Source organism: Streptomyces sp. NPDC042102 (assembly GCF_055582305.1).
This window is the reverse complement of record NZ_JBVJDL010000008.1, coordinates 85,620-106,537: the sequence shown is the minus strand read 5'-3', so window position 1 is coordinate 106,537 and position 20,918 is coordinate 85,620. Positions and strand designations below refer to the sequence as shown.

General features: G+C 71.3%; 17 protein-coding genes. 7 read left to right on the top strand and 10 right to left on the bottom strand.

All coding sequences use genetic code 11. The features are described 5' to 3' along the window. Positions 1-42: 42 nt before the first annotated feature. Positions 43-936: an RNA polymerase sigma-70 factor gene (locus ACZ6KO_RS27330; protein ID WP_469306773.1), complete on the bottom strand. Its 894-nt coding sequence runs from the start codon at positions 934-936 to the stop codon at positions 43-45. A gap of 111 nt (positions 937-1,047) precedes the next feature. Further along, positions 1,048-1,965, bottom strand: coding sequence for an NAD-dependent epimerase/dehydratase family protein (locus ACZ6KO_RS27325; protein ID WP_469306672.1), 918 nt, complete (start codon positions 1,963-1,965; stop codon positions 1,048-1,050). A gap of 245 nt (positions 1,966-2,210) precedes the next feature. Here ACZ6KO_RS27325 and ACZ6KO_RS27320 point away from each other — a divergent pair, with 245 nt between their 5' ends. Beyond that, a complete protein-coding gene (locus tag ACZ6KO_RS27320) occupies positions 2,211-3,320 on the top strand; it encodes a S1 family peptidase (RefSeq protein ID WP_469306772.1) in 1,110 nt (369 codons plus the stop codon). Between the two features lie 49 nt (positions 3,321-3,369). Here ACZ6KO_RS27320 and ACZ6KO_RS27315 read toward each other — a convergent pair whose 3' ends face one another. Continuing rightward, complete coding sequence (locus ACZ6KO_RS27315) at positions 3,370-4,341, bottom strand: GlxA family transcriptional regulator (RefSeq protein WP_469306671.1); 972 nt, start codon at positions 4,339-4,341, stop codon at positions 3,370-3,372. Positions 4,342-4,473: 132 nt separating this feature from the next. On the opposite strand from ACZ6KO_RS27315, the gene ACZ6KO_RS27310 reads away from it, so the two are divergent. Then, positions 4,474-5,433, top strand: a complete 960-nt coding sequence (locus tag ACZ6KO_RS27310; protein ID WP_469306670.1) for an NAD-dependent epimerase/dehydratase family protein — start codon at positions 4,474-4,476, stop codon at positions 5,431-5,433. A 112-nt stretch (positions 5,434-5,545) separates the two neighbouring features. Further along, positions 5,546-6,445 (top strand): alpha/beta hydrolase family protein, encoded by a 900-nt coding sequence (locus ACZ6KO_RS27305; RefSeq protein WP_469306669.1) that lies wholly within the window; start codon positions 5,546-5,548, stop codon positions 6,443-6,445. A 78-nt stretch (positions 6,446-6,523) separates the two neighbouring features. Here the strand turns inward: ACZ6KO_RS27305 and ACZ6KO_RS27300 are convergent, their stop codons facing one another. Continuing rightward, positions 6,524-7,507, bottom strand: a complete 984-nt coding sequence (locus ACZ6KO_RS27300; protein WP_469306668.1) for a sigma-70 family RNA polymerase sigma factor — start codon at positions 7,505-7,507, stop codon at positions 6,524-6,526. A 466-nt stretch (positions 7,508-7,973) separates the two neighbouring features. Here ACZ6KO_RS27300 and ACZ6KO_RS27295 point away from each other — a divergent pair, with 466 nt between their 5' ends. From ACZ6KO_RS27295 to ACZ6KO_RS27280, 4 genes are all read left to right on the top strand, one after another. Continuing rightward, complete coding sequence (locus ACZ6KO_RS27295; protein ID WP_469306667.1) at positions 7,974-8,642, top strand: response regulator; 669 nt, start codon at positions 7,974-7,976, stop codon at positions 8,640-8,642. Continuing rightward, the gene (locus ACZ6KO_RS27290; protein WP_469306666.1) at positions 8,639-9,805 is read left to right on the top strand and encodes a sensor histidine kinase; all 1,167 of its coding nucleotides are present in this window, start codon (positions 8,639-8,641) and stop codon (positions 9,803-9,805) included. The genes ACZ6KO_RS27295 and ACZ6KO_RS27290 overlap by 4 nt, the downstream gene beginning before the upstream one ends. A gap of 297 nt (positions 9,806-10,102) precedes the next feature. Further along, the gene (locus ACZ6KO_RS27285; protein ID WP_469306665.1) at positions 10,103-10,699 is read left to right on the top strand and encodes a LuxR C-terminal-related transcriptional regulator; all 597 of its coding nucleotides are present in this window, start codon (positions 10,103-10,105) and stop codon (positions 10,697-10,699) included. A 24-nt stretch (positions 10,700-10,723) separates the two neighbouring features. Continuing rightward, entirely contained in the window at positions 10,724-10,903 is a 180-nt protein-coding gene (locus ACZ6KO_RS27280; RefSeq protein ID WP_469306664.1) for a hypothetical protein, read from the top strand. A gap of 89 nt (positions 10,904-10,992) precedes the next feature. Here ACZ6KO_RS27280 and ACZ6KO_RS27275 read toward each other — a convergent pair whose 3' ends face one another. From ACZ6KO_RS27275 to ACZ6KO_RS27250, 6 genes are all read right to left on the bottom strand, one after another. Continuing rightward, complete coding sequence (locus ACZ6KO_RS27275; protein ID WP_469306663.1) at positions 10,993-11,805, bottom strand: ABC transporter permease; 813 nt, start codon at positions 11,803-11,805, stop codon at positions 10,993-10,995. After that, a complete protein-coding gene (locus ACZ6KO_RS27270; RefSeq protein ID WP_469306662.1) occupies positions 11,802-12,533 on the bottom strand; it encodes an ABC transporter ATP-binding protein in 732 nt (243 codons plus the stop codon). The genes ACZ6KO_RS27275 and ACZ6KO_RS27270 overlap by 4 nt, the downstream gene beginning before the upstream one ends. Before the next feature lie 20 nt (positions 12,534-12,553). Then, positions 12,554-14,716: a peptidase domain-containing ABC transporter gene (locus tag ACZ6KO_RS27265; protein ID WP_469306661.1), complete on the bottom strand. Its 2,163-nt coding sequence runs from the start codon at positions 14,714-14,716 to the stop codon at positions 12,554-12,556. After that, a complete protein-coding gene (gene lanM, locus ACZ6KO_RS27260; RefSeq protein ID WP_469306660.1) occupies positions 14,716-17,481 on the bottom strand; it encodes a type 2 lanthipeptide synthetase LanM in 2,766 nt (921 codons plus the stop codon). Before lanM ends, ACZ6KO_RS27265 begins: the two co-directional genes overlap by 1 nt. 87 nt (positions 17,482-17,568) lie before the next feature. After that, positions 17,569-17,760 carry a class II lanthipeptide, LchA2/BrtA2 family gene (locus ACZ6KO_RS27255; RefSeq protein WP_469306659.1) on the bottom strand — a complete coding sequence of 64 codons (192 nt, stop codon included), beginning with the start codon at positions 17,758-17,760 and terminating at the stop codon, positions 17,569-17,571. 66 nt (positions 17,761-17,826) lie between these two features. Next, complete coding sequence (locus ACZ6KO_RS27250) at positions 17,827-20,871, bottom strand: type 2 lanthipeptide synthetase LanM family protein (protein ID WP_469306658.1); 3,045 nt, start codon at positions 20,869-20,871, stop codon at positions 17,827-17,829. Positions 20,872-20,918 lie beyond the last annotated feature (47 nt).

Sequence of the window (20,918 nt, the reverse complement as noted above, 5' to 3'; positions counted from 1 at the left end):
CCGTACGTGACAGCACCCCGGCCCGGGCCGGGGTGATCCGCGTCACGGCGCCCGCAGCCCGCCCAGACCGCCCAGCCTGCCCAGCTTGTCCGGGTTGACCTGGACCCACAGGTTGCGCAGCAGACCGTCCTCGAGGTCGAAGGTGAGGACGCCGACGGGGACGCCGTCCAGCAGGCAGAGGATGCCGAGTTCGCCGTTGACGACGGCCGGGGCGACGGTGGCGGCGGCCATCGCGGGCTTGGCCATGACACCGAGGAGCCAGCGGGCGACGTGGGAGGGACCGTGCAGCGGCCGCAGGGCCGCGGTGACCTTGCCGCCGCCGTCCGACCAGGCGGTGACCTCGGGGGCGAGCAGCTCCATGACGGCGTTCAGGTCGCCTCCGGCGCAGGCCCGCAGGAACCGGGCGGTGACCTCCTCGCGCTGTTCGCCGTCGGTGTCGAAGCGGGTACGGCGGGACCGGACGTGACCGCGCGCGCGGTGGCCGATCTGCCGGACCGTCGCCTCCGGCCGCTCCAGGAAGCCGCCGATCTCGGCGTACGAGAAGCCGAACGCCTCGCGCAGCACGAACACCGCGCGCTCGACGGGCGCGAGCGTCTCCAGGACGACCAGCATCGCGGTCGACACGCTCTCGGCGGTCTCGCTCTCCTGCGCGGCGTCGGGCGAGGTCAGCAGGGGTTCCGGCAGCCAGGGGCCGACGTACTCCTCGCGGGTGGCGCGCGCCGACGTCAGCCGGTTCAGCGCCAGGTTGGTCACCGTGCGGACGAGGTACGCCCGGGGGTTGCGTACCTCGGAGCGGTCCGCCTTGTGCCAGGTCAGCCAGGCGTCCTGGACGATGTCCTCGGCGTCGGTGACCGTGCCGGTCATCCGGTAGGCGGTGGCGAACAGCAGCCGCCGGTGCTCGGTGAAGGGGTCCTGTCCGGGCGCGCTCTCGGTGATCACCGGCGCATCGTGCCAAGGCCCCGGGCCACGGGCAAGCGCCCGCCGCCCGGGAGGGCGTCCGCCCGGGATCCTCCGGCCCCGAAGGGTGTCCTCCTGCGGGACCGCAGCTCAGGCGTGCCCGCCGTCCGCCAGCGCGGTGAGGGCCCCGGCGCAGTCCGCGTACCGCGGCGCCCAGCCGAGCTCCGCGCGCGCCTTGGCGTTGGAGACGCGCAGGTTCGTCGTGAACACGCGGTGCGCGTATCCCATGGGGCGGGTCAGCCAGGCCGGGACGGTCATCGGCTCCGGGGTGCCGAAGGCCGCGGCGACCGCGCGGACGTGTGCGCCGAAGCCCGTGGGGGTGTCATCCACGATGTTGTACGCCGCACCGGGCCGCCCGCCCTCGACCGCGAGCGCCACCGCCCGTGCCGCGTCACGCAGTTCGACCCAGGGCAGCACCCGGCCCCGGTCGGCCACGGCCGGCAGCTTCCGTTTCCGCAGCAGCTCCACGAGCCCCTCGGTGCCGCCGGGCCCGTAGAACAGGCCGAAGCGCAGCGCGACGCCCTCGATCCCGTCGGCGCCGAGCATCAGCCGCTCCTTGGTCCGCATCGCGTCCACGTGCGCCTGGGCGTGGCGCCCGTGCCCGGTCGGACCGAAGACGTCGTCCTCGGTGAGCGGCCGGTCCCCGAAGTCCCGGTAGCCGTAGCCGAAGACCATGGACTCGGCGATCATCCGCCGCGCTCCCACCGCCCGTGCGGCCGCCACGAGATGGGCGGTCCCCTCGACCCGCAGGACGTTGGTGGCGGCCATGTCCCGGTGCCTCATCGGAGCCTCGCGCAGCGCCGTGGCCGCGTGCACGACCGTGTCGGCCTCCAGCCCGTCGACGGCCCGCAGCAGGCCCTCGCGGTCCATCAGGTCGGCGACGACGTCGTTCCCCGCTCCCCGGCCCAGGCTCAGGACGCGGTACCCCGCGGCCGTGAGCTCCCCGGCGATGTGACGCCCGAAGACCCCGCTCGCCCCTGCCAGCAGCACGCTCTTGATGTCATCCATGCCCATGGGACAACCGGGCCCGGGGAAACGTGACACCCGGCCCTTCACCCGACGGACCGGTGAACTTCCGTCCGGGGGCTGGGCGGTGGCCGGGGCCGCCCCTACCCTTTCGAGAGCGCTCTCAGCACGTTGTTCCGCCCCCCCACTCCACTGGAACACACCGAAGGGTCCCCGACGTGAGACGCGACAGGACCAGCTCAAGAGCACCCCTTTCCGCCACCCTCGCCGCACTCCTCCTCCTCGCCATGGGGGGCGGCACCGCCCTCGCCCCCTCCGCAGCGGCGTCGCCCGCGGCAGCGGCCCCCGCCGCGGAGGCTCCCGAACCCGCATCGCCCGGCCTGATCAGCGCCATGCGGCGGGACCTGGGTCTGACCGAACCGCAGGCCCGCCGACGTCTCGCCCAGGAGAAGGCGGCGTTCGCCGTACAGGGCCCGGCCGAACGCGCGGCCGGTGACGCGTACGCCGGCACCTGGTTCGACGCGGACAGCGGCACGCTGACGGTGGCGGTGACCACCCGTCAGAAGGCCGATGCCGTACGGGCCACCGGCGCATCCGCCCGTGTCGTCAGCCACACCGCCGCCCGGCTGGACGCGGTCGCCCGGCACATCGGCCGCCAGGACGCACCGGACGGCGTGGCCGGCTGGAGCGTCGATCCCCGGGTGAACCGCGTCGTGGTCCGCGTCGTCGCCGCGAGGAGCGGCGACGCCGAGGTCAGGGCGTTCCTCGAGCGCGCCCGGCGGGCCGGACCCGTCCAGGTCGAGGCCGTCCCCGAGGCGCCGGCCACCCGGGCCGCGGGGGTCGTCGGCGGTGACCCGTACTACACCGGCAACGTGCGCTGCTCCATCGGCTTCGCGGTCCACGGCGGGTTCGTCACGGCCGGCCACTGCGGCGGGCCCGGCGGCTTCGTCCGGGGCTGGGACGGATCGGACATGGGCTGGTTCCAGGGTTCGTCGTTCCCCGGCGACGACCACGCCTGGGTGAGCACCGGCTACGGCTGGTGGACCGTACCCGTGGTGCTGGGCTGGGGCCGGATACCGGACCGGCTGGTGCGCGGCTCGTGGGAGGCCCCGGTGGGGATGTCGGTCTGCCGTTCCGGCTCCACGACCCAGTGGCACTGCGGCACGATCCTGGGCCGGGACGAAAGCGTCCACTACGCCCAGGGTGATGTGCACGAGCTGGTCAGAACGGACGTGTGCGCCGAAGGCGGCGACTCCGGCGGCTCGTTCATCACCGGCGACCAGGCGCAGGGCGTCACGTCCGGGGGCTGGGGCGACTGCTGGTCCGGCGGCGCCACCTGGTTCCAGCCGGTCAACGAGATCCTCTGGCGCTACGGACTGACCCTGCACACCGCCTGACACCGGACATCCGCCCCGGGGCTCCGGTCCGGAGCCCCGGCCCACGTGGTCAGGCGCGGTCGTCGGCGGCGCCGAGGGCCCGGCGCCGGGTGAAGGCGACGCGGTACGCGCCGGGGGTCAGCCCGGTGTGCCGGGACAGGTGCCGGCGCAGGGAATCGGGGGTGGCGAGACCGCTGAGCCGGGCGACCCGGTCCATCGGCAGGTCGGTCGTCTCCAGCAGTTCCCGGGCCCTGATCACGCGCTGGTGGAGCAGCCACTGCAGCGGGCTCAGCCCGGTTTCGGCATGGAACGTACGGGACAGGGTGCGGACGCTGATCCGGGCATGGGCCGCGAGGTCGGCCCGGGCCAGCGGCTCGTGCAGCCGCTCCAGCGCCCAGCCGCGGGTCGCGGCCAGCGACGTCCCGGTCTCCCGCGGCACCGGCGCCTCGATGAACTGCGCCTGGCCGCCGGGCCGTACCGGTGCCGCCACGACGAGGCGGGCCACGGCGTTGGCCGTCGCGGCCCCGTAGTCGGTGCGTACCAGATGCAGGCACAGGTCGATGCCGGCCGAGAGTCCGGCGGAGCTGAGGATGTTGCCGTCCTGGACGTACAGCACGTCGGGGTGGAGATCGACGGCGGGGAAGCGGTGGGAGAACTCCTGCGACTTGGCCCAGTAGGTGGTGGCGCGGCGTCCGTCGAGCAGCCCCGCACGGGCGAGGACGAAGGCCCCGGTGCAGATCGACGCGATGCGCTTGCCGTCGGCCGCCGCGCGGCGCAGCGCGTCGAGGACGCGCGGGTCGGTGTCGTCGCGGGCGGCGGTGCCGGTGACGATGACGGTGTCGGCGTCCTCGACGGCCTCCAGGCCGTGGGGGACCGTGAGGGACAGGCTGCCGCTGGTGGCGACGGCCCCGGGCCGGGCGGTGCAGACGCGCACCTCGTAGCCGGGGGCGCCGTCGACCGTCGTCTCGCCGAGCACCAGCTCGGGGATGGACAGGTCGAACGTGGTCGCCGGCGGGACGGCGACGACTGCGACGCGGTGCATGGCCCGAACCTCCGCAGAGTTGGCATTCGGGCCACTACCCTACGGATCACGCGGGACCGAGGGTAGGGAGCACGTCGCCGCGGCCCATGGGCCGACGGCCGCTCCCACCACCGCGACCAGGGGGTCCCACCCGTGTCCTTGCATGTCATCGTCGGAGCCGGCGCCACCGGATCGGCCACCGCCCGCCTGCTGGCCGACGCCGGTGAGCGGGTCCGGCTCGTCACCCGCCGCGGCAGCGGCCCGGAGCACGAGCGGATCGAACGGGTCGCCGCCGACGCCACCGACACGGCGCGGCTCGTGGGGCTGGCCCGCGGCGCGGCGGTGGTGTTCAACTGCGCGATGCCGCCGTACGACCGCTGGCCCGCCGAGTTCCCGCCGCTGGGCGCCGCCGTGCTGGCCGCGGCCGAACGCGCCAGCGCGGACTACGTCATGCTCGGCAACACCTACGGCTACGGACCCGTCGGCGGACCCGTCACCGAGGACCTCCCCATGGCGCCGACCAGCGTCAAGGGCGCGGTCCGGGCCCGGATGTGGGAGGAGGCCCTCGCCGCCCACGACGCCGGCCGGGTCCGGGTGACGGAGGTCCGGGCCGGCGACTTCCTCGGCGCGGGCGCGCTCTCGCCGTTCACGCTCATGGTCGGTGCGCAGGTCCTGGCCGGCTCGCCCGCCTCCTACCCGGGCGACCTCGACGCCCCGCACAGCTGGACCTACACCGGCGACGCGGCGCGCGCCCTCGTCGCCGCGGCGGACAGCGAGCGGTCCTGGGGCCGGGCCTGGCACGTGCCCTCCACCTCCGAGGCGCCGGTACGCGAACTGGCCGCGCGCCTGGCCGCGGCGGCCGCCGCGCCCGAACCGAGGCTGATCCGGATGACGCGCGCGGAGCTGGAGCGGATCGGGCGGACCGACGCGGTCATGGCGGAGTTCCCGGAGATGCTCTACCTGTACGACCGGCCCAGCATCCTCGACGCCTCGTCCACGACGCGCTTCCTGGGCATCACCCCCTCCCGTCTCGACGAGGTGCTCGCCGAGATGGCCACGGAACACGCCGCAGCCGACAGGGCCTGGCCTCCGGTGGTCCCGACGGACTTGTGAAGCGGAACCGTGTTCCGTATCGTTTCCGGAGCAAGGTTCCGTTTCATTCTGCCCTCGGCCTCGCCGGGCCCCTCGCGCCCCGGTGCGAAGGCACTGGAAGGAAGGCACTTTCATGTCCACCACGGTGATCTCCGTCAAGCCGGTCGTCCTGTCCGCCCCCGGCCGCGGCGAGGACCTCCAGGTCCGCGTGTCCGCCCCCGTGACCGGCGCAGATCTGCCCGTCATCGTCTTCTCCCATGGCTTCGGCGGGTCGATGAACGGTTACGCCCCGCTCGTCGACTTCTGGGCCGCGCACGGCTTCGTGGTCGTCCAGCCCACGCACCTCGACTCCAGGACGCTCGCACTGCCCGCCGAGGACCCCCGTACGCCGCGCATCTGGCGCCACCGCATCGAGGACCTGACGCGCGTCCTGGACGGACTCGACGTCCTCGAAGCCGCCGTGCCCGGGCTCGCCGGACGCGTCGACCGCGACCGGATCGCCGTGGCCGGCCACTCCTGGGGCGCCCAGTCGGCGAGCACCCTGCTGGGCGCGCGCGTCCTCGGCCCCGGCGGCGTACCCGGCGAGGACATGTCCGACCCCCGTATCAAGGCGGGTGCGCTGCTCGCCCTGACCGGCCTGGGCGACGACCTGACCTCCTTCGCCGCCGAGCACTTCCCCTTCATGAAGCCGTCCTTCGCCACCATGGCGGCCCCGGCCCTCATCGTCGCCGGTGACAAGGACCAGTCCCATCTCTCCACCCGCGGACCGGACTGGTTCACCGACCCCTACACCCACAGCCCGGCACCCAAGACCCTGCTCACGCTGTTCGACGCGGAGCACTCCCTCGGGGGCATCCCCGGATACGAGGTCGCCGAGACGACGGACGAGAGCCCGGCGCGCGTCGCCCTGATCGGGCAGCTGACCACGGCCTTCCTGCGCAGTGCCCTGCACCCCGAGGACACCGGCTGGCAGGAGGCGGCCGCCGCGGTCGCGGCCGACCCCCACCCGCTGGCGAAGCTGCGGAGCAAGTAGACGACGGGTCCGGAAAGGAGGACGCTCCCCTCGCGCACCCGGCCTGCGCCGAGGACGGCCTCGACCTCCCGTACGCGATCAGGCCGGCACGTCGAGGTCGGTCTCCGCGCTCAGGTGATCCGGCAGGCCGAACAGCGGGAAGAGGCGCGCGGTGTCGCGGAAGGCCGTGATGCTCGTGATCCGGTCGCCGGAGAACTCGACGACCTGGAGCGCCCAGGGCTCGTAGCCGGTCCCGTCCGTACGGGGACGGTACTGGCCGAAGGCCGGGGAGCCGTTCGCCACAGTGGGGACGAGTCGCGAGCCGCGGCAGCCGACGGCCGGCCCGGTCAGCCACGACTCGATGTCGGCGACCCCGCGCATCCACGTCGCGTACGGCGGCAGGGACAAGGTGGCGTCGACGTGGAGCAGGAGGTTCAGCTCCTCCATGTCGTACCGGGAGAAGGCCGCTGCGTACCGCTCGGCCAGGGCGCGCCGGACGCCCTCGGGCGCCGGGGAGCCGAGCCCGCCGACCCCCTCCCGGCGATCGGCCAGTGTGGCGCGGGCCCGCTGGAGGGCGCTGTTGACGGATGCGACGGTGGAGCCGTGCAGGTCGGCGACCTCGCGGGCCGAGAAGCCCAGGACGCTCCGCAGGATCAGCGTGGCCCGCTGTTTGGGCGGCAGGTGCTGGAGCGCGGCGACGAACGCCAGCCGCACCGACTCCGCCGCCGACACCGTGTCCCCCGGATCGGTGCCGGGCAGCGGGCCGATCCACAGTGCGTCATCCGTCGGCGCCCCCGGCGGCACGGCACCGTTCGCCGGCCCGGCCAGGTCCATCGGCAACGCCCGCCGCTTCCCGGCGGCGAGAGCGTCCAGGCACGTGTTGGTGGCGATGCGGTACACCCACGACCGCAGGGAGGACCTGCCCTCGAACCGCTCGGTGTGCTGCCAGGCCCGCACCAGGGCTTGCTGCACGGCGTCCTCGGCCTCCGCGTACGACCCCAGCATCCGGTAGCAGTATCCGGTCAACTCCCCCCGGTACTCCTCCAACTCCTCCACGGACACGCGTACCCCGACGTCCCCCATGCCGTACTCCTTCGTCCCGCACCCGAGAATCCCCCGACGCGCATGAGGCCATCCTCCTCGGCCGGCGGGACGTCACGGACTCCTCGAGCGCACGCCGGCCCACGCGAACATGCTCCTGCGCGCAGCTGACGTTCCCTCACTCTTCGTGGCAAGTGGCCTTCAGCGCGTAGTAGTTGGATGAATCTCAAACCTTATTCTCACCAGGCGACTCACCGCGCCGTTTCGGTTTTGTAACAGGAATGGCCAGGTGGGACCCGGTCCTTCCGTGCAGAAATTGGCAACTCTCCCAGTCCGGCGCCACTGTGACGATGCATCAGATCCACTGTCGAGGCACTGATCGGGCGTCGTGGCGCACCTTCCGTTTTGCCTGAATTCTCCATCCTGCCCGTCTGACAGGCTTTGTCCGCCCTGCCGCTCCGGCCGAGAATTCAGGTGTACATGACAAATCCTTGGAAGGGGTGTACCGGTGATTCGAGTAGCAATCGTGGATGACGAGCAACTGGTGCGCTCGGGACTTCGGTTGATCCTCAGCGCTGCTGGGGACATCGAGGTGGTTTCAGACTGCAGTGGTGCCGAGGCCGTCGGTGCGGTGCAAGCCCACTGTCCGGATGTGCTCATGCTCGATATCCGTATGCCCGATGCCGACGGGCTGACCGTGCTACGTCAGGTGACGGCGCTGACACCCGCGCCGGCAGTGGCGATGCTGACAACCTTCGACGCGGCCGAGTACATCGACGAGGCGCTGCGGTCCGGGGCAGCGGGTTTACTGATGAAGAACACCGCCCCCGAGCAATTGGCGCACGCAGTACGGGTCCTGGCCGCCGGCGGAAAGATCCTGGCCCCGGAGGCCGTAGGGCCCGTGATCGGGGGCTATCTCACCTCCGGTCGAGAGGGGGACGCTCGCCGGCTGGCGGTGCTGACCGAGCGGGAACGCCAAGTGCTCGCCCTGGTCGGTGAGGGTCTGTCCAACCAGGAGATCGCCCGGCGACTGCGGCTCGCCTACGGGACGGTCAAGGACCATGTCAGCTCGCTCCTCGCCAAGCTGGGTGGCGTCAACCGGGTCCAGGCCGCGGTCATCGCGGACCGCATGGGCCTCATCGCTGCTCGTACCGACCATCGGGGCGGCCTGCGATGAGCGTGCGTGACGTGAAGGCGCGGGCGGAGCGGGAGGCGGCGGGGCGCCGTCCGCGCGTCGGGCGGCTTCGCGCCGCCGCCTCCGCCGCCCTTCCCGTCGGCGTCGCGGTGGCCGACTCGCTCCTGGTCAGCCGGTTCGACCCTTTCGGCCCCGCTCTGTGGATCGGGCTCACCGCCGCCGCGGCGCTTCTGGTACGGCAGCGTCTTCCCGAAGCGGCGCTGCTCGCCGGGCTGCCGGGGATGTACCTCGACTACATCTCCTTCGCCCCGCTGATCGCCTTGTACTGCCTCGCGGACAGGCGCCGCAGCGTGCTCATCAGCGGGATGGGGGCGGCAGCGGTCGCTCTCGCGCAGTTCCTGCCGCATCCGCTCCACGGCTCACCACCGTTGGCCCTGGACCGGCCGACCGTGCTCGCCGCGCTGTATTCCGGCGTGATCGCCGCCGGAGCCGTCGTCCTGGGCCAGAACACGCGGCTGCGCCGGGACCAGCTGCAGGAGGTCTTCGCGAGCAGGGAGCGAGAGCACCGGCTCCTCGCCGAGCGCGTACTGTCGACCGAACGGGCCCGGCTCGCGCGAGAGATGCACGACGTGGTCGCCCATCACGTCAGTCTGATCAGCCTCCAGGCCGGGGCGCTGCAGGTGAGCAACCCGGATGCGGCCACAGTCCGGGAGAGTTCGGGCGTCATACGCGACCTTGCCGTGAAGACGATCCATGAGCTCCAGCACATGGTGGGTGTGCTGCGCGCCGCGGGCGGAAACACCCACGAGCTCGCCCCTCAACCCCGGCTCTCGGACATCCCCGCACTGATCCATGGCAGCGGACTGCGCGTCGTTCTCGACACCGGGCAGGTGTGCGACACCGCTGTCCGCTGGCCCGAGATGGTGGAGCGAGCCGCCTACCGCACGGTGCAGGAGTCCCTCACCAACGTCCGTAGACACGCCCCTGGAGCCGCTGTCGAGGTACGGATCGAGCCTCGCGACGGGAGTCTGCACGTCGAGATCCGCAATACCGCTGCCGACCGGTCCACCACGCCCTTGGACCTGCCCGGCGGCGGGCACGGTCTGGTGGGGCTGCGCGAGCGCGCGCTGCTCCTCGGCGGCACGTTCCATCATGCCCCCCTCGCCGACGGCGGTTTCCTGGTCCACGCCTCGTTCCCCGCCTGAGCCGGACCAGAAGGGGAAGGGGTCACGGGGGCGGTCGGACGTATTTCGCGGTCATTCGTTGGGTGGATTTCCCAATGCCGCCACCCCGCCGACTGGCGGGTTGCGCGCCCATCGAATGGCGGGGGCATTCCCTGCGTTAACCTTGGAGTGCCGTGTCGCTTGCGACTATTTCCCTCCGAAAGCTAAGATCTCCCCCGCGAGTTGAGAAGGTGCGCCGTTGTCGGCGTGCCGCGCGGGGGAAGTAAGGCGCGAATGGTTGAAACTGGCAGTGTAAACATTGGTCTCATCGTCGACAGAATGTCACTGCGGCGAAGGATGATGCGACTCTTCAGTCATCGGGGATGGAATTCGATCGAGATGCAGGACGGTCATTCCATTCCGTCCTGCGATGTCCTCGTCGTCGATATTGACCGCATCGACGAAGCGTGTAATTCGGCTCCCATCGTGGCGCTGATCCAGGGTACCGAGGTGCGGAACCTCGCGGCGCTGACGGCCGATGTGCGCGCCATCGTGGACCAGGACGACCTGGACGAAGCCTTCCTGGAGGCTGTCCATGAGGTCGTGGGCGGCCTTGGGTGGATCTCGCCCACACTGGTGCGTCCCTTGCTCCTGAGCAGCCTGCACCGCGACTCGTCGCGCAGAAGCTCGGCGCGAGCCGGCGAAGCGGCCGCTGCCGCGAGGTCTGCACGCTTGGATCCGGAGCTGACCGCCCGTGAGTCCGAGGTTGCGGGCCTGGTGACCCAGGGGATGAACAACAGCGAGATCGCCGGAGCTCTCTATATCGCGGAGAGCACCGTGAAGTTCCATATGTCGAACATTCTGCAGAAGACCGGATCCCGTGATCGCAGCCAGCTTGTGGCCCGTATGCCGGCGCGACTGCCCGTCGCTCGATAAAGAAACGACCAGAAGGGGATGAACATGAGGAAGAGGGACATCGTCCGCTGGGCCGCGGTGGCGATCGCACTGATAGCGGGAGTCGGTGCCGCGTTCTTCGGGGACAGCCTCAAAGCAGTGCTGGGTCCGCTTGTCCTGGCCCTGCTGCTGGCGGTCTACAACGTGCAGGACCAGAAGAAGGAGCGCGTCCGCGGCGCGAGCTGAGGCAGCGCCCCGTCCGGAGGAAGCCGGGTCGACGAACTGTCGGCCCGGCTTCTCCCTTTCCCGGCCGGAGTCGGCAGCGGTCTCCCGGATCAGGAGACCTCGTAGCGCACGAAGCGCCGGCCGCCGAGTGCCCCGACCGTCACCGCGTACAGGACGAGGACCAGGAATCCGAGCGCCTGCGATGCGCCCTCGGCCTCCGCCGCGGCGGTCATGATCGTTCCGCCGCTCGCGATGTCCCCTGCACCGCCGGGCAGCAGATTGCCCACGCCCGGGCTGCCCAGGGCGGATGAGACGATCCGCAGTGCCGGCTCCAGGAACTGGGTCAGCAGCAGGATGCCGACGATCGCAGCGGCCTGGTTGCGTACGAGCGCACCCACGCCGACCCCGATCGCGCCCCACAGCGTCATCACCCCGACGCTGCCGAGCAGTGCTCCCAGCACGGGTGCCTCGCCGAGGAACGTCTGTTCCCCGTGCCCGGACAGCAGCGCGGCCACGACCAGCGCGGACGCGGCCATCGTCACGCACGCGTACCCGAACGCCGTGCCCAGCCCCACCAGGACCTTGGCGCCGTACACCCGAAGCCGCCGCGGCTCCGACAGGAACGTAGGCGTGATCGTACGGTGGTTGTACTCCTGGGTCACCGTCATGGCCCCGATGGTCAGCGGGAAGACGCAGGCCAGCGCGACCGGCAGGTTGTACGCGGAGACCACCCCCTCCGCCGTGCCGAAGTCCACGGGGCTGTTGGGGGCGTTGAGGACACCGAGGACCATGAGGGCTGAGAGGCCGGCGCCACCCAGCACCATGGCGATCAGCAGGATGTACCACAGCTTGGTGGTGGTGAGCTTCCTCAGTTCCGAACGGAGTTGTACCCCGATGCCCGGGTGCCCTGCGACCGTGCTCATGCCCGTACTTCCTTCCCTGCCCGGGTCAGGCGCATGAAGGCCGACTCCAGGCTTCCGTCTGCCTCCAGCAGACCGCTGAGGGGTTCGCCACACAGAAGACGCCCCTGGTGCATCAGCAGCACGTCGTCGACGGTCTGCTCCATCTCGCCGAGCAGATGGCTGGAGACCAGTACCGTCCTGCCCGACGCTGCGAAGCCGCGCAGGAACTGACGCAGCCACAGCATCCCTTCCGGATCCAGACCGTTGCTGGGCTCGTCCAGGATCAGCAGCTCCGGGTCGCCGAGGAGCGCCGTGGCCAGCGAAAGCCGCTGCCTCATCCCGGTCGAGTAGCCGGAGACCGGGCGGTCGGCGGCCGCGGTGAGCTCCACGTCCGACAACAGCTCCGCGATCCGCTCGGGCCCGCACCCGGCGGCCTCCGCATAGCAGCGCAGATGGTTGCGGCCGGTCCGGCCGCCCACGAACGCACCGCCGTCCAGGCTGACCCCGATCCTGCTGCTCGGCGCGGTCAGCTCCGCATAGGGCCGCCCCCACAGGTACGCGGTCCCCGCGGTGGGCCGCACCAGCCCGAGCAGCATGCGCAGCGTCGTGGTCTTCCCGGCGCCGTTGGGGCCGAGGAAGCCGGTGATGCGGCCCCGTGCCACATCGAACGAGATGCCGTCGACGGCCTTCGTGCCCCGGAACTCCTTGACCAGACCCCGGACCGAGATCACACCGTTCTCTTGCTCCACCTGCTCCTCATTCTCTTGACTCATGCCGCCGTGAGGTCGACCTGCGACCGGATCAACTGCTGGTAGGGGCCCGGTTCCGTGACCAGTTCGCTGTGGCGTCCGGTCTGCACCACCCGGCCGTGTTCCATCACCACGACGAGGTCGGCGTTGACGATCGTGGACAGCCGGTGGGCGATGATGATCCGCGTGCACCTCAGCTGGTCCAGCGCACTGGCGATCCTGGACTCGGTGACCGTGTCCAGCGCACTGGTCGCCTCGTCCAGCACGAGGACGCGCGGCTGCCGGGCGAGCGCGCGGGCGAGGGCGACGCGCTGGCGCTGCCCGCCGGAGAGGCTGCCGCCCATTTCCCGTACGGGCGTGTGGTAGCCCAGCGGCATGGCCGCGATGTCCTCGTGGACATGAGCTTGCCGGGCGGCGTCGGCCACGGTCTCCATGGTGGCGTCGGGGACTCCGAACCGGATGTTCTCCGCGATGCTGCGGTTGCTGAGCACGATGTCCTGGGGGACGTACGCGACGGCCCGGTAGAAGGTCTCCGCGTCGATCTCCCGGATCGAGACCCCGTCGTAGCGGACGTCCCCGGACTGCAGGGGATAGAGCCCCATGAGGAGCTTCCCCAGAGTGCTCTTGCCCGAGCCCGATCCACCGACGATCGCTACCCGTTCTCCGGGCCCGACGTCGAAGGAGACGTCCCTCAAGGCGGGCGTCTTGGCGCCCGGATAGGCGAACGTGACCCCGCGCAGGGAGAGCCCCCCGCGCACCGGAGTCCTCCGGTCGCCGAACGCCCCTCGGGACTCGGGCTGGTGGAGGATGTCGCCGACCCTGGCCACCTGTGCATTCGCCGTGATCAGCTGGGTGAACGCGCCGGACAGGGACATCACCATGCCGAGGCTGGTGGCTGTGAGCGTCTGAGCGGCGACGGCGGAGCCGAGGTCGAGGGACCCGCGCAGGACCAGCCACAGCCCCACGGCCAGCACCAGCAGCGGTCCGAACACCTGGAACACCGAGTAGCCACTGGTGGCCACGCCCTGCAGGACGATCCGCCGCTGGGTCTGTGCCATGCCCGTCGTGTAGACCTTCTTCCAGTCCTGGAAGAAGCTCTCCGTCATCCCGGAGACCTTCAGGGTCTCGATCGAGGACAGCGCCTCCATCTGGAGGGAGGAGGACTTGGCGGTCTCGGTGATCTCCCGCTCGGTGATCCGACGGATCGGCCGGTAGGTGAGGACGGCGACCAGGAGCATGGTCAGGAAGACCGCGAACGCCGCCGCGCCAAGGGTGAGCGAACGGGAGAACATGTAGCCGAAGATGGCGATCAGGCTGCCGACGTCGAGCAGCACCATCGGCAGCTGGCTGGAGATCATGTCCCGTACGGACGCGATGCTCGACAGCCGGTAGAACAGTTCGCCCTGCGAGCGGTTGGCGAAGTACTTGTAGGGCAGATCGAGCAGTTTCTTGAACGTTCTGCCCATCATCGCTTCGCCCAGGCTCCGGATCACCGCGGCCAGACACACCGTGCGGACCAGGGAGAACAGGAAGAAGACCGCCATCGGGAGGGTGAACGCCAGCAGCAGCAGCGCGATCGGGGCCCGCTCCAGGTATCCGGCGTAGTCGTTCACCGCGTGCTGGGTGGCGATCGGCATGAAGACGGTGAAGGAGTACAGCACCAGCGCCATCACGAAGGCCCGCAACAGCGGCCGACGGGCACCGCTCAGGGACCGCAGGAACTCCCGCCACACGCTCGGTTCGCGGTGGCGGACCGGCTGGTGCTCGGGGGTCGGGACGGCCTCGACGGCAAGCCCGGAGTAGTGCTGCTCGAACTCCTCGACCGGGTACTTGTGCCGGCCGCTCGCCGGGTCCACGACGGTGATCCGGCCCTCGGTGATGTCCTCGACCACCACCACGTGGCTGTCGTCCCAGTAGGCGATCAGTGGAAGTTGGAGTTGATCGAGCCGGTTGACGCCGGCACGGAAGGCCCGGACCCGGAAGCCGCGGCCGCGCAGAATGGCCGTGATGTCCTTGAGGGTGAGCCCGTCCCGCCCGACCTCGTGCTCGCGCCGCAGCGCGGCGACGGAGTCGCGTGAACCGTAGGCGGACAGCACCATCGCGATGCAGCACAGCCCGCACTCGGTCTGGGCGAACTGCTGGACCTCCCGGACCCTGCGGGCCCGTCGGATACGCGGGGGCATCAGCGTCCTCCGAGACACAGGGGAAGGCCGACCCGCTGGTCGTCCAGCATCGCCTGTGCGTGGTACCAGCCGGAGAGGCCGAGGAAGAAGGAGGGCAGGTGCGGTTCGGTGCCGATGCCGCACGACCAGCCGCCGGAGCCGTACCGCTCCAGGAACGCGGTTCGCAGGGCGGCGGCCTCGGACCTCAGCTCCGGCCAGTGGAACCGGTCGGCCAGCTGGCACAGGACGGCGATGCGGCCCGCGACACCGTGGCAGAAGCTGATGTCGTCGCCGAGTTCGCCCCCGGCGAGCCGCTCCACCTCGGGGGCGATGGCCTCCCGTACCTGCCCGGGCGAGGCGCCGAGAGCCGAGAAGAGTTCGCCGGCCGCGTAGGCCACGCCCGCGTGCCCCTTGCACCAGCCGCTGCTGCTCGCCCGGTCCAGGAGAGCTCGGTCCAGCCAGCGGTTGCGCCGGTAGGCGTGGGCGAACCGCTCCAGGTGCTCTCGCGCCGGACCGGCCCCGTCGAGCCCCTTGGCGACCACCGCGCTCAGTGCGGCGATCCGGCCGAACCGGCCGTGGGCCAGGCCGAGGTCACCCGCGTGCGTGCCCGGGTCTCCGTCCACGGCGACAAGGCGCTTCACCAGGCGCTCGACGGGTGCGCCGGTCAGCTCGGGGGCGCCGTGCTCGGCGTAGGCCGCGAGGTAGACGAGGTAGCCGCCGTACCCGTTGAGATGGTCGAAGTCCGCGGCGGTGAGGCCGTCGACGTCCAGGACGGATTCCGGGAGGCGGGGCGAGGCCGCGGCGAAGCGGGCGTCGGGCGAGCGCAGGCGCCGGACCTCCCAGTCGGTGACGAGATCGGAGAGGATCCCGGTGAACGGCGACACCGCCAGCGGGGTTCCGTCCGCCGCCACCCGCGGATGCATGGCGGCCCGGCAGGCCTTCGTGACGTCCACGCCGACGGGTGAGATCCCGGTGAGTGCCTCGGCGTGCGCGAGGTGGAGCAGCAGCCCGCCGCCGCCGTAGAGCGCCGCGTCGACCCCGCCGAGGCGGAGCCCGTCGCCCTGCAGGCGTGGCATCAGCCAGGTCGGCGCGGACTCGTCGCCGACCGCGAGATCGCGGAGCGTGTCGTACCAGTCCCGGGGGTCGGCCAGGTCGGGGAACGTCTCGCGGCGCGAGGTGTCGCGGGATTCCCAGACATCGTCGACCGATCCCGCCAGTGCATAGCGGAGGTAGGTGACGTCACGCCGCGGCGGCCGGGCGAAGAAGGAGCGTACGGAGGCCAGCGCCGACTGCCGGGGGGTGAGCCCGGCCGCGCTGTGGATCTCCTCGTCCCCCAGGTCACCACGCAGCTGCTCGGAGTCGCAGGCCACGGTGAAGAAGGGCACGTCGAGATCGAGCAGCGCGGCCACCTCCTCCCGGTGCAGCGCGTCCGCCGACGCCTCGGCAGCGCCCCGGTGCTGGCGCGGCAGCCTGCCGAGCAGCTCGGCACGGGCCTGTCGGCTCCCCAGGTGCACCGGGTGGGTGGAGGCCGCCAGGAACCGCGCGTACACATAGGTCGGCCGGACCACCTGGCGCACCGCCCAGCCACCGGAGTCCCGGATGGCCGCTTCGATGCCGTCCCGGTGTGCGGCCAGGAGCGTGCGGGCCTCGCGGTACCCGGCGTCGATGTCGTCGGCCCAGTCCCGCGGGTCCAGCGTCCGGCCCGCCACGGTCGCCATATTGGTGCCAGGAGGGACGACGATCGGGGCGCGGTCGAAACGGATGTCGTCCGTCCCCGCGTCCACGATCACGAAAGAGTCGAGGTGCTCGGACTCCGCGGGGCGTACGGAGCCGATCGCCGAGATGTCGACGTCCAGCTTCGCGCCCGCGTACCGGGTCGGGAAGAGCAGGGTGCCGAGCACCGATTCCCCGACGTCCCGGCTGAGCCGGGCTTCGGCGGAGCGGTCGGCCCGCGTGCCGTTCGGGAGCGATACGAGTGTTTCCGTGTCGATCACCACGGGGCCCTCGGGCACGGCTATGACGTTCTCGTGGTGCAGATCGGTCGCACCGATCATGCTCAGCAGCGCGCTGGCCCGGCCGAAGCGGCGGAAGTACTCGGCACCCCGCGTGATGTCGCCGAGGTCGCCGTGCTCGATGTACTCCTGCCACACGTGCGTCGAGCGGACGACGGCCCTCGGATGCAGCGGCCCGAAGAACGACCCGTCGTGGTCGACGAGGGTCAGCAGGGCGGACAGGAGCTGCTGGCAGTTGTCCTGTTGCGGCTTGTACACGGCACGGACCCCGTCGTCCCATCCCACCAGGCAGACGGTCCGGCCGCCCCGGTGGGGATCACCCAGCCCGGGAGTGACCGAGGTGACCCGGCCCCGCTCGCCCAGCAGCCCGTCGAGGGCCGGCCGGTCCGCGGCGGCGGCGGCCAGGACTTCCCGTACGGTGCGGGCGGTGCGGGCGGTGACCAGGCGGAGCAGCCGGTCCAGCTCGGGGAAGCGGGCGAGGACCGCGGCGCGGCCCGGTTCACAGCCGACCCGGGCGTGGAACTCCTCGTAGGAGCCGCCCTCTGCGTGGAACGAGGCGATCAGGGTCCGTACGCCGGTTTCGACGCAGAGGTCCATCAGGGAGCGCAGTACGGACTCGGCGACGCTGTCGGGATCGAGGGCGCCACCGGGAACGTCCGCGAGGCTCTGCGCACAGTCCCTGAGGTAAGGCGTGTAGAAGGCGCCGAAGACATCGGCCCTCTCCTCGCTGATGTGCTTCACCAGCTCTTCGAGGGATGTGTCGCTCAGTTGCACGGTCTGCTCTCGGGTCGGGGTCGGGCGTGGCATGGTGGGAGGGGCGCCCCGGAAGTACCAGTTCCGGGGCGCCCCTCCACCGTGTGATCAGCAGCGCTTGGTGCACCGGGTGGTCGGGCAGCCGTCCCCGATCGCCATGCTGATCGCGGTGGCCGCCCCGATGCCGGGCAGGATGGTGGGGGTGAAGCCCGCGGCGAGCGTCTCGGGGGCGTCGGCGAGCTCGACCAGCTCGTCGGCGGAGACGTAACCGGTGGCGTCGTTCATGGCGATGTTGCCCATGACGGTTCCTTTCTCTCTGTGTGCTCTTTCTTGGCAAGGCCCTGGACGGGCCTCGATCGGGGAGCGCTATGCGAAGCGCAATACGGAGGGGTAGGTCTCCGGGTCCAGGTGGTGGAGGACGGACCAGGCGAGTCCGGCCTCACCGACCATGAGGCTGTTGGTGTAGGCGTACTTCGTGTCGTTCCGCTGTCCGTACCGCTCGACGACCTCGTCGAAGAGCCGCGGATAGAGGTCTGCGACGTCCTGGCCGAACAGGCCGGGCAGCCGGCTCTCGGCCAGCGCCACGACCTCCGCGCTGGCGAGGTCACCGTGGCAGTACGTCGGGTTGTTGCCGAAGCCGCGGTCGAGGGTGAGGTCGGCGAGCCGGGACAGCACGGGCCCGGGCACGGATCCGGGCGCGTGCTCCAGGGCCGTCAGCGCGCCGAGCAGCAGCCCGGGAGCGCCGTGGCACCAGCCGTAGGACCGCTCGGGCTCGCCCCACACCCGCGGCCAGTCGCGGTCGCTCTCGTCGTACGAGTCGAGCACCGCGCCGACGATACGCAGACCCAGCTGGCGCACCTGCGGATCGGCGAACTCGGTCCCGTACCTGATCAGCACAGGTCCGATGCCCATCGCGCCGTGGGCGTAGCCGGTGTACGCGGTGACCCCGGGGTCCTGGAGGCCGAGGCCGCCGAGTGCCTGTACCTGCGCAGCGGCCACGGTCCGCACCGCGGCGGCCACGACCTGCTGCTGCGCGGGATCCGTCGCACGGCCGGGCGAGGCCGTGTCGTGCAGGGCCATGTCGTGCAGGGCCATGGACACGGCCAGGGCCCCCGCCATACCGCTCAGCCAGTCGGTGCCGACTTCGGTCCCCGAGCACCGGGCGAGTTCCCTGGCCAGATCGCCGGGACGGGTGGGGTCCGGCTCGTCCAGGAGCTGCCGGGCAACGGCGACGGCGTATGCGGTACCGGCCATTCCGGTCATCCCGCCGACCGATATGCCCTGTTCGGCGAGGAGGCCGCCGCGCAGCTGGTCCTCCACCGGATCCAGCACGCGCCGCGCCGCGTCGGCGAAGTCCCGCCGTCCGGTCTCACGCGCCAGGCCGGCCAGCACCAGGGCGGGACCGGGGCTGCCGCCGTAGAGGTCGTAGCCCAGGGTGCCCGGGCTCCACTGGCTCTGTGAGTCCGTGGTCACCTGCGGGGCGATCCAGGTGGCCGGGTGACGGGGATCGGTGCTGCTGACGAGGGTGGCGAGCAGCCTGTCGCCGATGCGCTCGGCCTCGCGCAGCAGTCGGCCGCGGTCGACGGTCGTGGCCGCCCGACCCGCGGGCCGGGTGGGCGTGAAGCCGGTCTTCTCCCGCTCGGTGGGGAGCTTGTTGACGAACGAGAAGTCGATCAGGCGCAGTTCGCGTTCGATGACCGACGCGTCCAGACCGTTCACGCGGGCGCGTACGGTTTCCAGCGGCGGCTCGTCGAAGGCATCCGCAAGGACGACGCCGTTGGCGGAGTTGAGGGCGCGGGACCGGGCCGAGTACGAGAAGTAGGGCACGTCCCCCTCGGCCATCTGGCGGACCTCCTCGTCGGCGATCTCGGGCGAGTCGCCGGTCCGCAGCACCACCCGGTTCAGCACGGCGGCGCGGACGACCGGATCGGCCATCGCCCGGGGGTGGGTCGCCATGCGCAGCAGCTGGGTGTAGAAGATCGTGGCCTGGTTGACGTGCCGGAACTGCGCGTCACCGAGGTGCTCTTCTATCGCGGCCATGACCTCGTCCGGATGGGCGGCCGCGTACTCCAGGACGCTCCGGAACCGCGCCTTGATGACATCGCGCTGCTCCGTCACCGGCAACTCGGTGGCACGTTGCACGGCCAGATTCGCGTTGGCCTGCGTCGTCGTGGTGGTGACCATGGCGACGAACATGTCGTCACGGCCGGCGTTGTGCAGGCTCAGCGACTTGTACGGGGCGCGCTGGCCGGCGTCGTAGCCGATGGCACCGATGTCCAGGCCCTGGTCGTCGTCCCTGGCCCTGACGACCAGGGGCAGCAGCCCCGACCCGATGATCGACTCCTGGAGGGCTCGTGCCCCGATGGCGGAGGCGGCTCCGGCGTCATAGGTCTCGGGAGCCCGGAGCCGGGGCGACAGCAGGGTCTCCGTATCGATCACGACGGGTCCTGCGGCGCAGGTCACCACGTTCTCGTAGTGGATGTCGGTGGCCTTGAGGAGGAAGAGGATCCCGGCGACGGTCCCGATCCGGGCGAAGTACTCCCGCTGCTCGCCGGCGTACTCCTGGGTGGGGACGAACTCGACGAACCCGCCCCGGGCCGTGGGCAGGACGGAGACCGTGGGCAGATCGGTGCCGAGCCGGCCGTTCATCCAGGCGACGAAGGAGTTGTAGCCGGCCTCGGCGGCGATGGGGTGGGGCTTGAAGAGGACGCGGTTGCCGTCGGTGAAGACGATCTGCGCGACCGACCTGCCGCCGTTGTGGGTGTCCCCCTCACCGAGGGAGATCCGCTCGACCACGAGCCGCTGCGGGCGGCCGGGGACCAATGCCGCCAACTCGCCGATGTGGACGCCTACGTCGACGAGCAGGCCGAGGACGTACCGGGCCGATGCCCCGACGCAGCGGTCCACCTGCTGGAACAGGTGGGGGTAGGCGGCGAGCAGCTCCCGGTGCCCGGCCTCGCTGTTGGTCCAGCGGCGGAAGGCCGAGTACCGCTCCTGCGGGGTGTCCCCTTCGAGGAGTCCGCGCGAACGGCGCTGATGGAGCTCCTCGACCAGGGTCCGGACCATCAGACGGGACACGAGGCCCGTCTGGCTGGTGACGAAGTCGTCGACGATGGTGTTGGAGGCGGCGAGGAAGGACGACGCGCCTGCGACACCCTCACGGACGTGGTCCGCCCAGGGCCGTACGAAGTGGGCGAAGTAGTCCAGGAAGAGCCCGTCGGAGTCGAGACCCGGATCGTACGCGGCGGGCCGGAGGGGCCGCTGCTCCTGGCCGCTGACACCGCCGCCGCGCTCGCCGCCGGCCTCCGCGGCCACGCGCAGCCGCTCCTCGACATGCGTCATGAGCTCGGCGGACTTGAGCTCCGGCAGATACGTCCGCAGTGCTTCGGATATGTCGTCGTGACTCTTCATGTGTTCCAGGTCCGGGGCTGGGAGGATGGGGTGACGCCGGGAGGGAA

Coding starts and splice junctions, on each gene's coding strand:
- ACZ6KO_RS27280 (WP_469306664.1), top strand. CDS start 10,724: ATGAGGAAGAGGGACATCGTCCGCTGGGCCGCGGTGGCGATCGCACTG.
- ACZ6KO_RS27325 (WP_469306672.1), bottom strand. CDS start 1,965: ATGGATGACATCAAGAGCGTGCTGCTGGCAGGGGCGAGCGGGGTCTTC.
- ACZ6KO_RS27250 (WP_469306658.1), bottom strand. CDS start 20,871: ATGAAGAGTCACGACGACATATCCGAAGCACTGCGGACGTATCTGCCG.
- ACZ6KO_RS27275 (WP_469306663.1), bottom strand. CDS start 11,805: ATGAGCACGGTCGCAGGGCACCCGGGCATCGGGGTACAACTCCGTTCG.
- ACZ6KO_RS27305 (WP_469306669.1), top strand. CDS start 5,546: ATGTCCACCACGGTGATCTCCGTCAAGCCGGTCGTCCTGTCCGCCCCC.
- ACZ6KO_RS27265 (WP_469306661.1), bottom strand. CDS start 14,716: ATGCCCCCGCGTATCCGACGGGCCCGCAGGGTCCGGGAGGTCCAGCAG.
- ACZ6KO_RS27315 (WP_469306671.1), bottom strand. CDS start 4,341: ATGCACCGCGTCGCAGTCGTCGCCGTCCCGCCGGCGACCACGTTCGAC.
- ACZ6KO_RS27285 (WP_469306665.1), top strand. CDS start 10,103: ATGTCACTGCGGCGAAGGATGATGCGACTCTTCAGTCATCGGGGATGG.
- ACZ6KO_RS27300 (WP_469306668.1), bottom strand. CDS start 7,507: ATGGGGGACGTCGGGGTACGCGTGTCCGTGGAGGAGTTGGAGGAGTAC.
- ACZ6KO_RS27255 (WP_469306659.1), bottom strand. CDS start 17,760: ATGGGCAACATCGCCATGAACGACGCCACCGGTTACGTCTCCGCCGAC.
- ACZ6KO_RS27290 (WP_469306666.1), top strand. CDS start 8,639: ATGAGCGTGCGTGACGTGAAGGCGCGGGCGGAGCGGGAGGCGGCGGGG.
- ACZ6KO_RS27320 (WP_469306772.1), top strand. CDS start 2,211: ATGGGGGGCGGCACCGCCCTCGCCCCCTCCGCAGCGGCGTCGCCCGCG.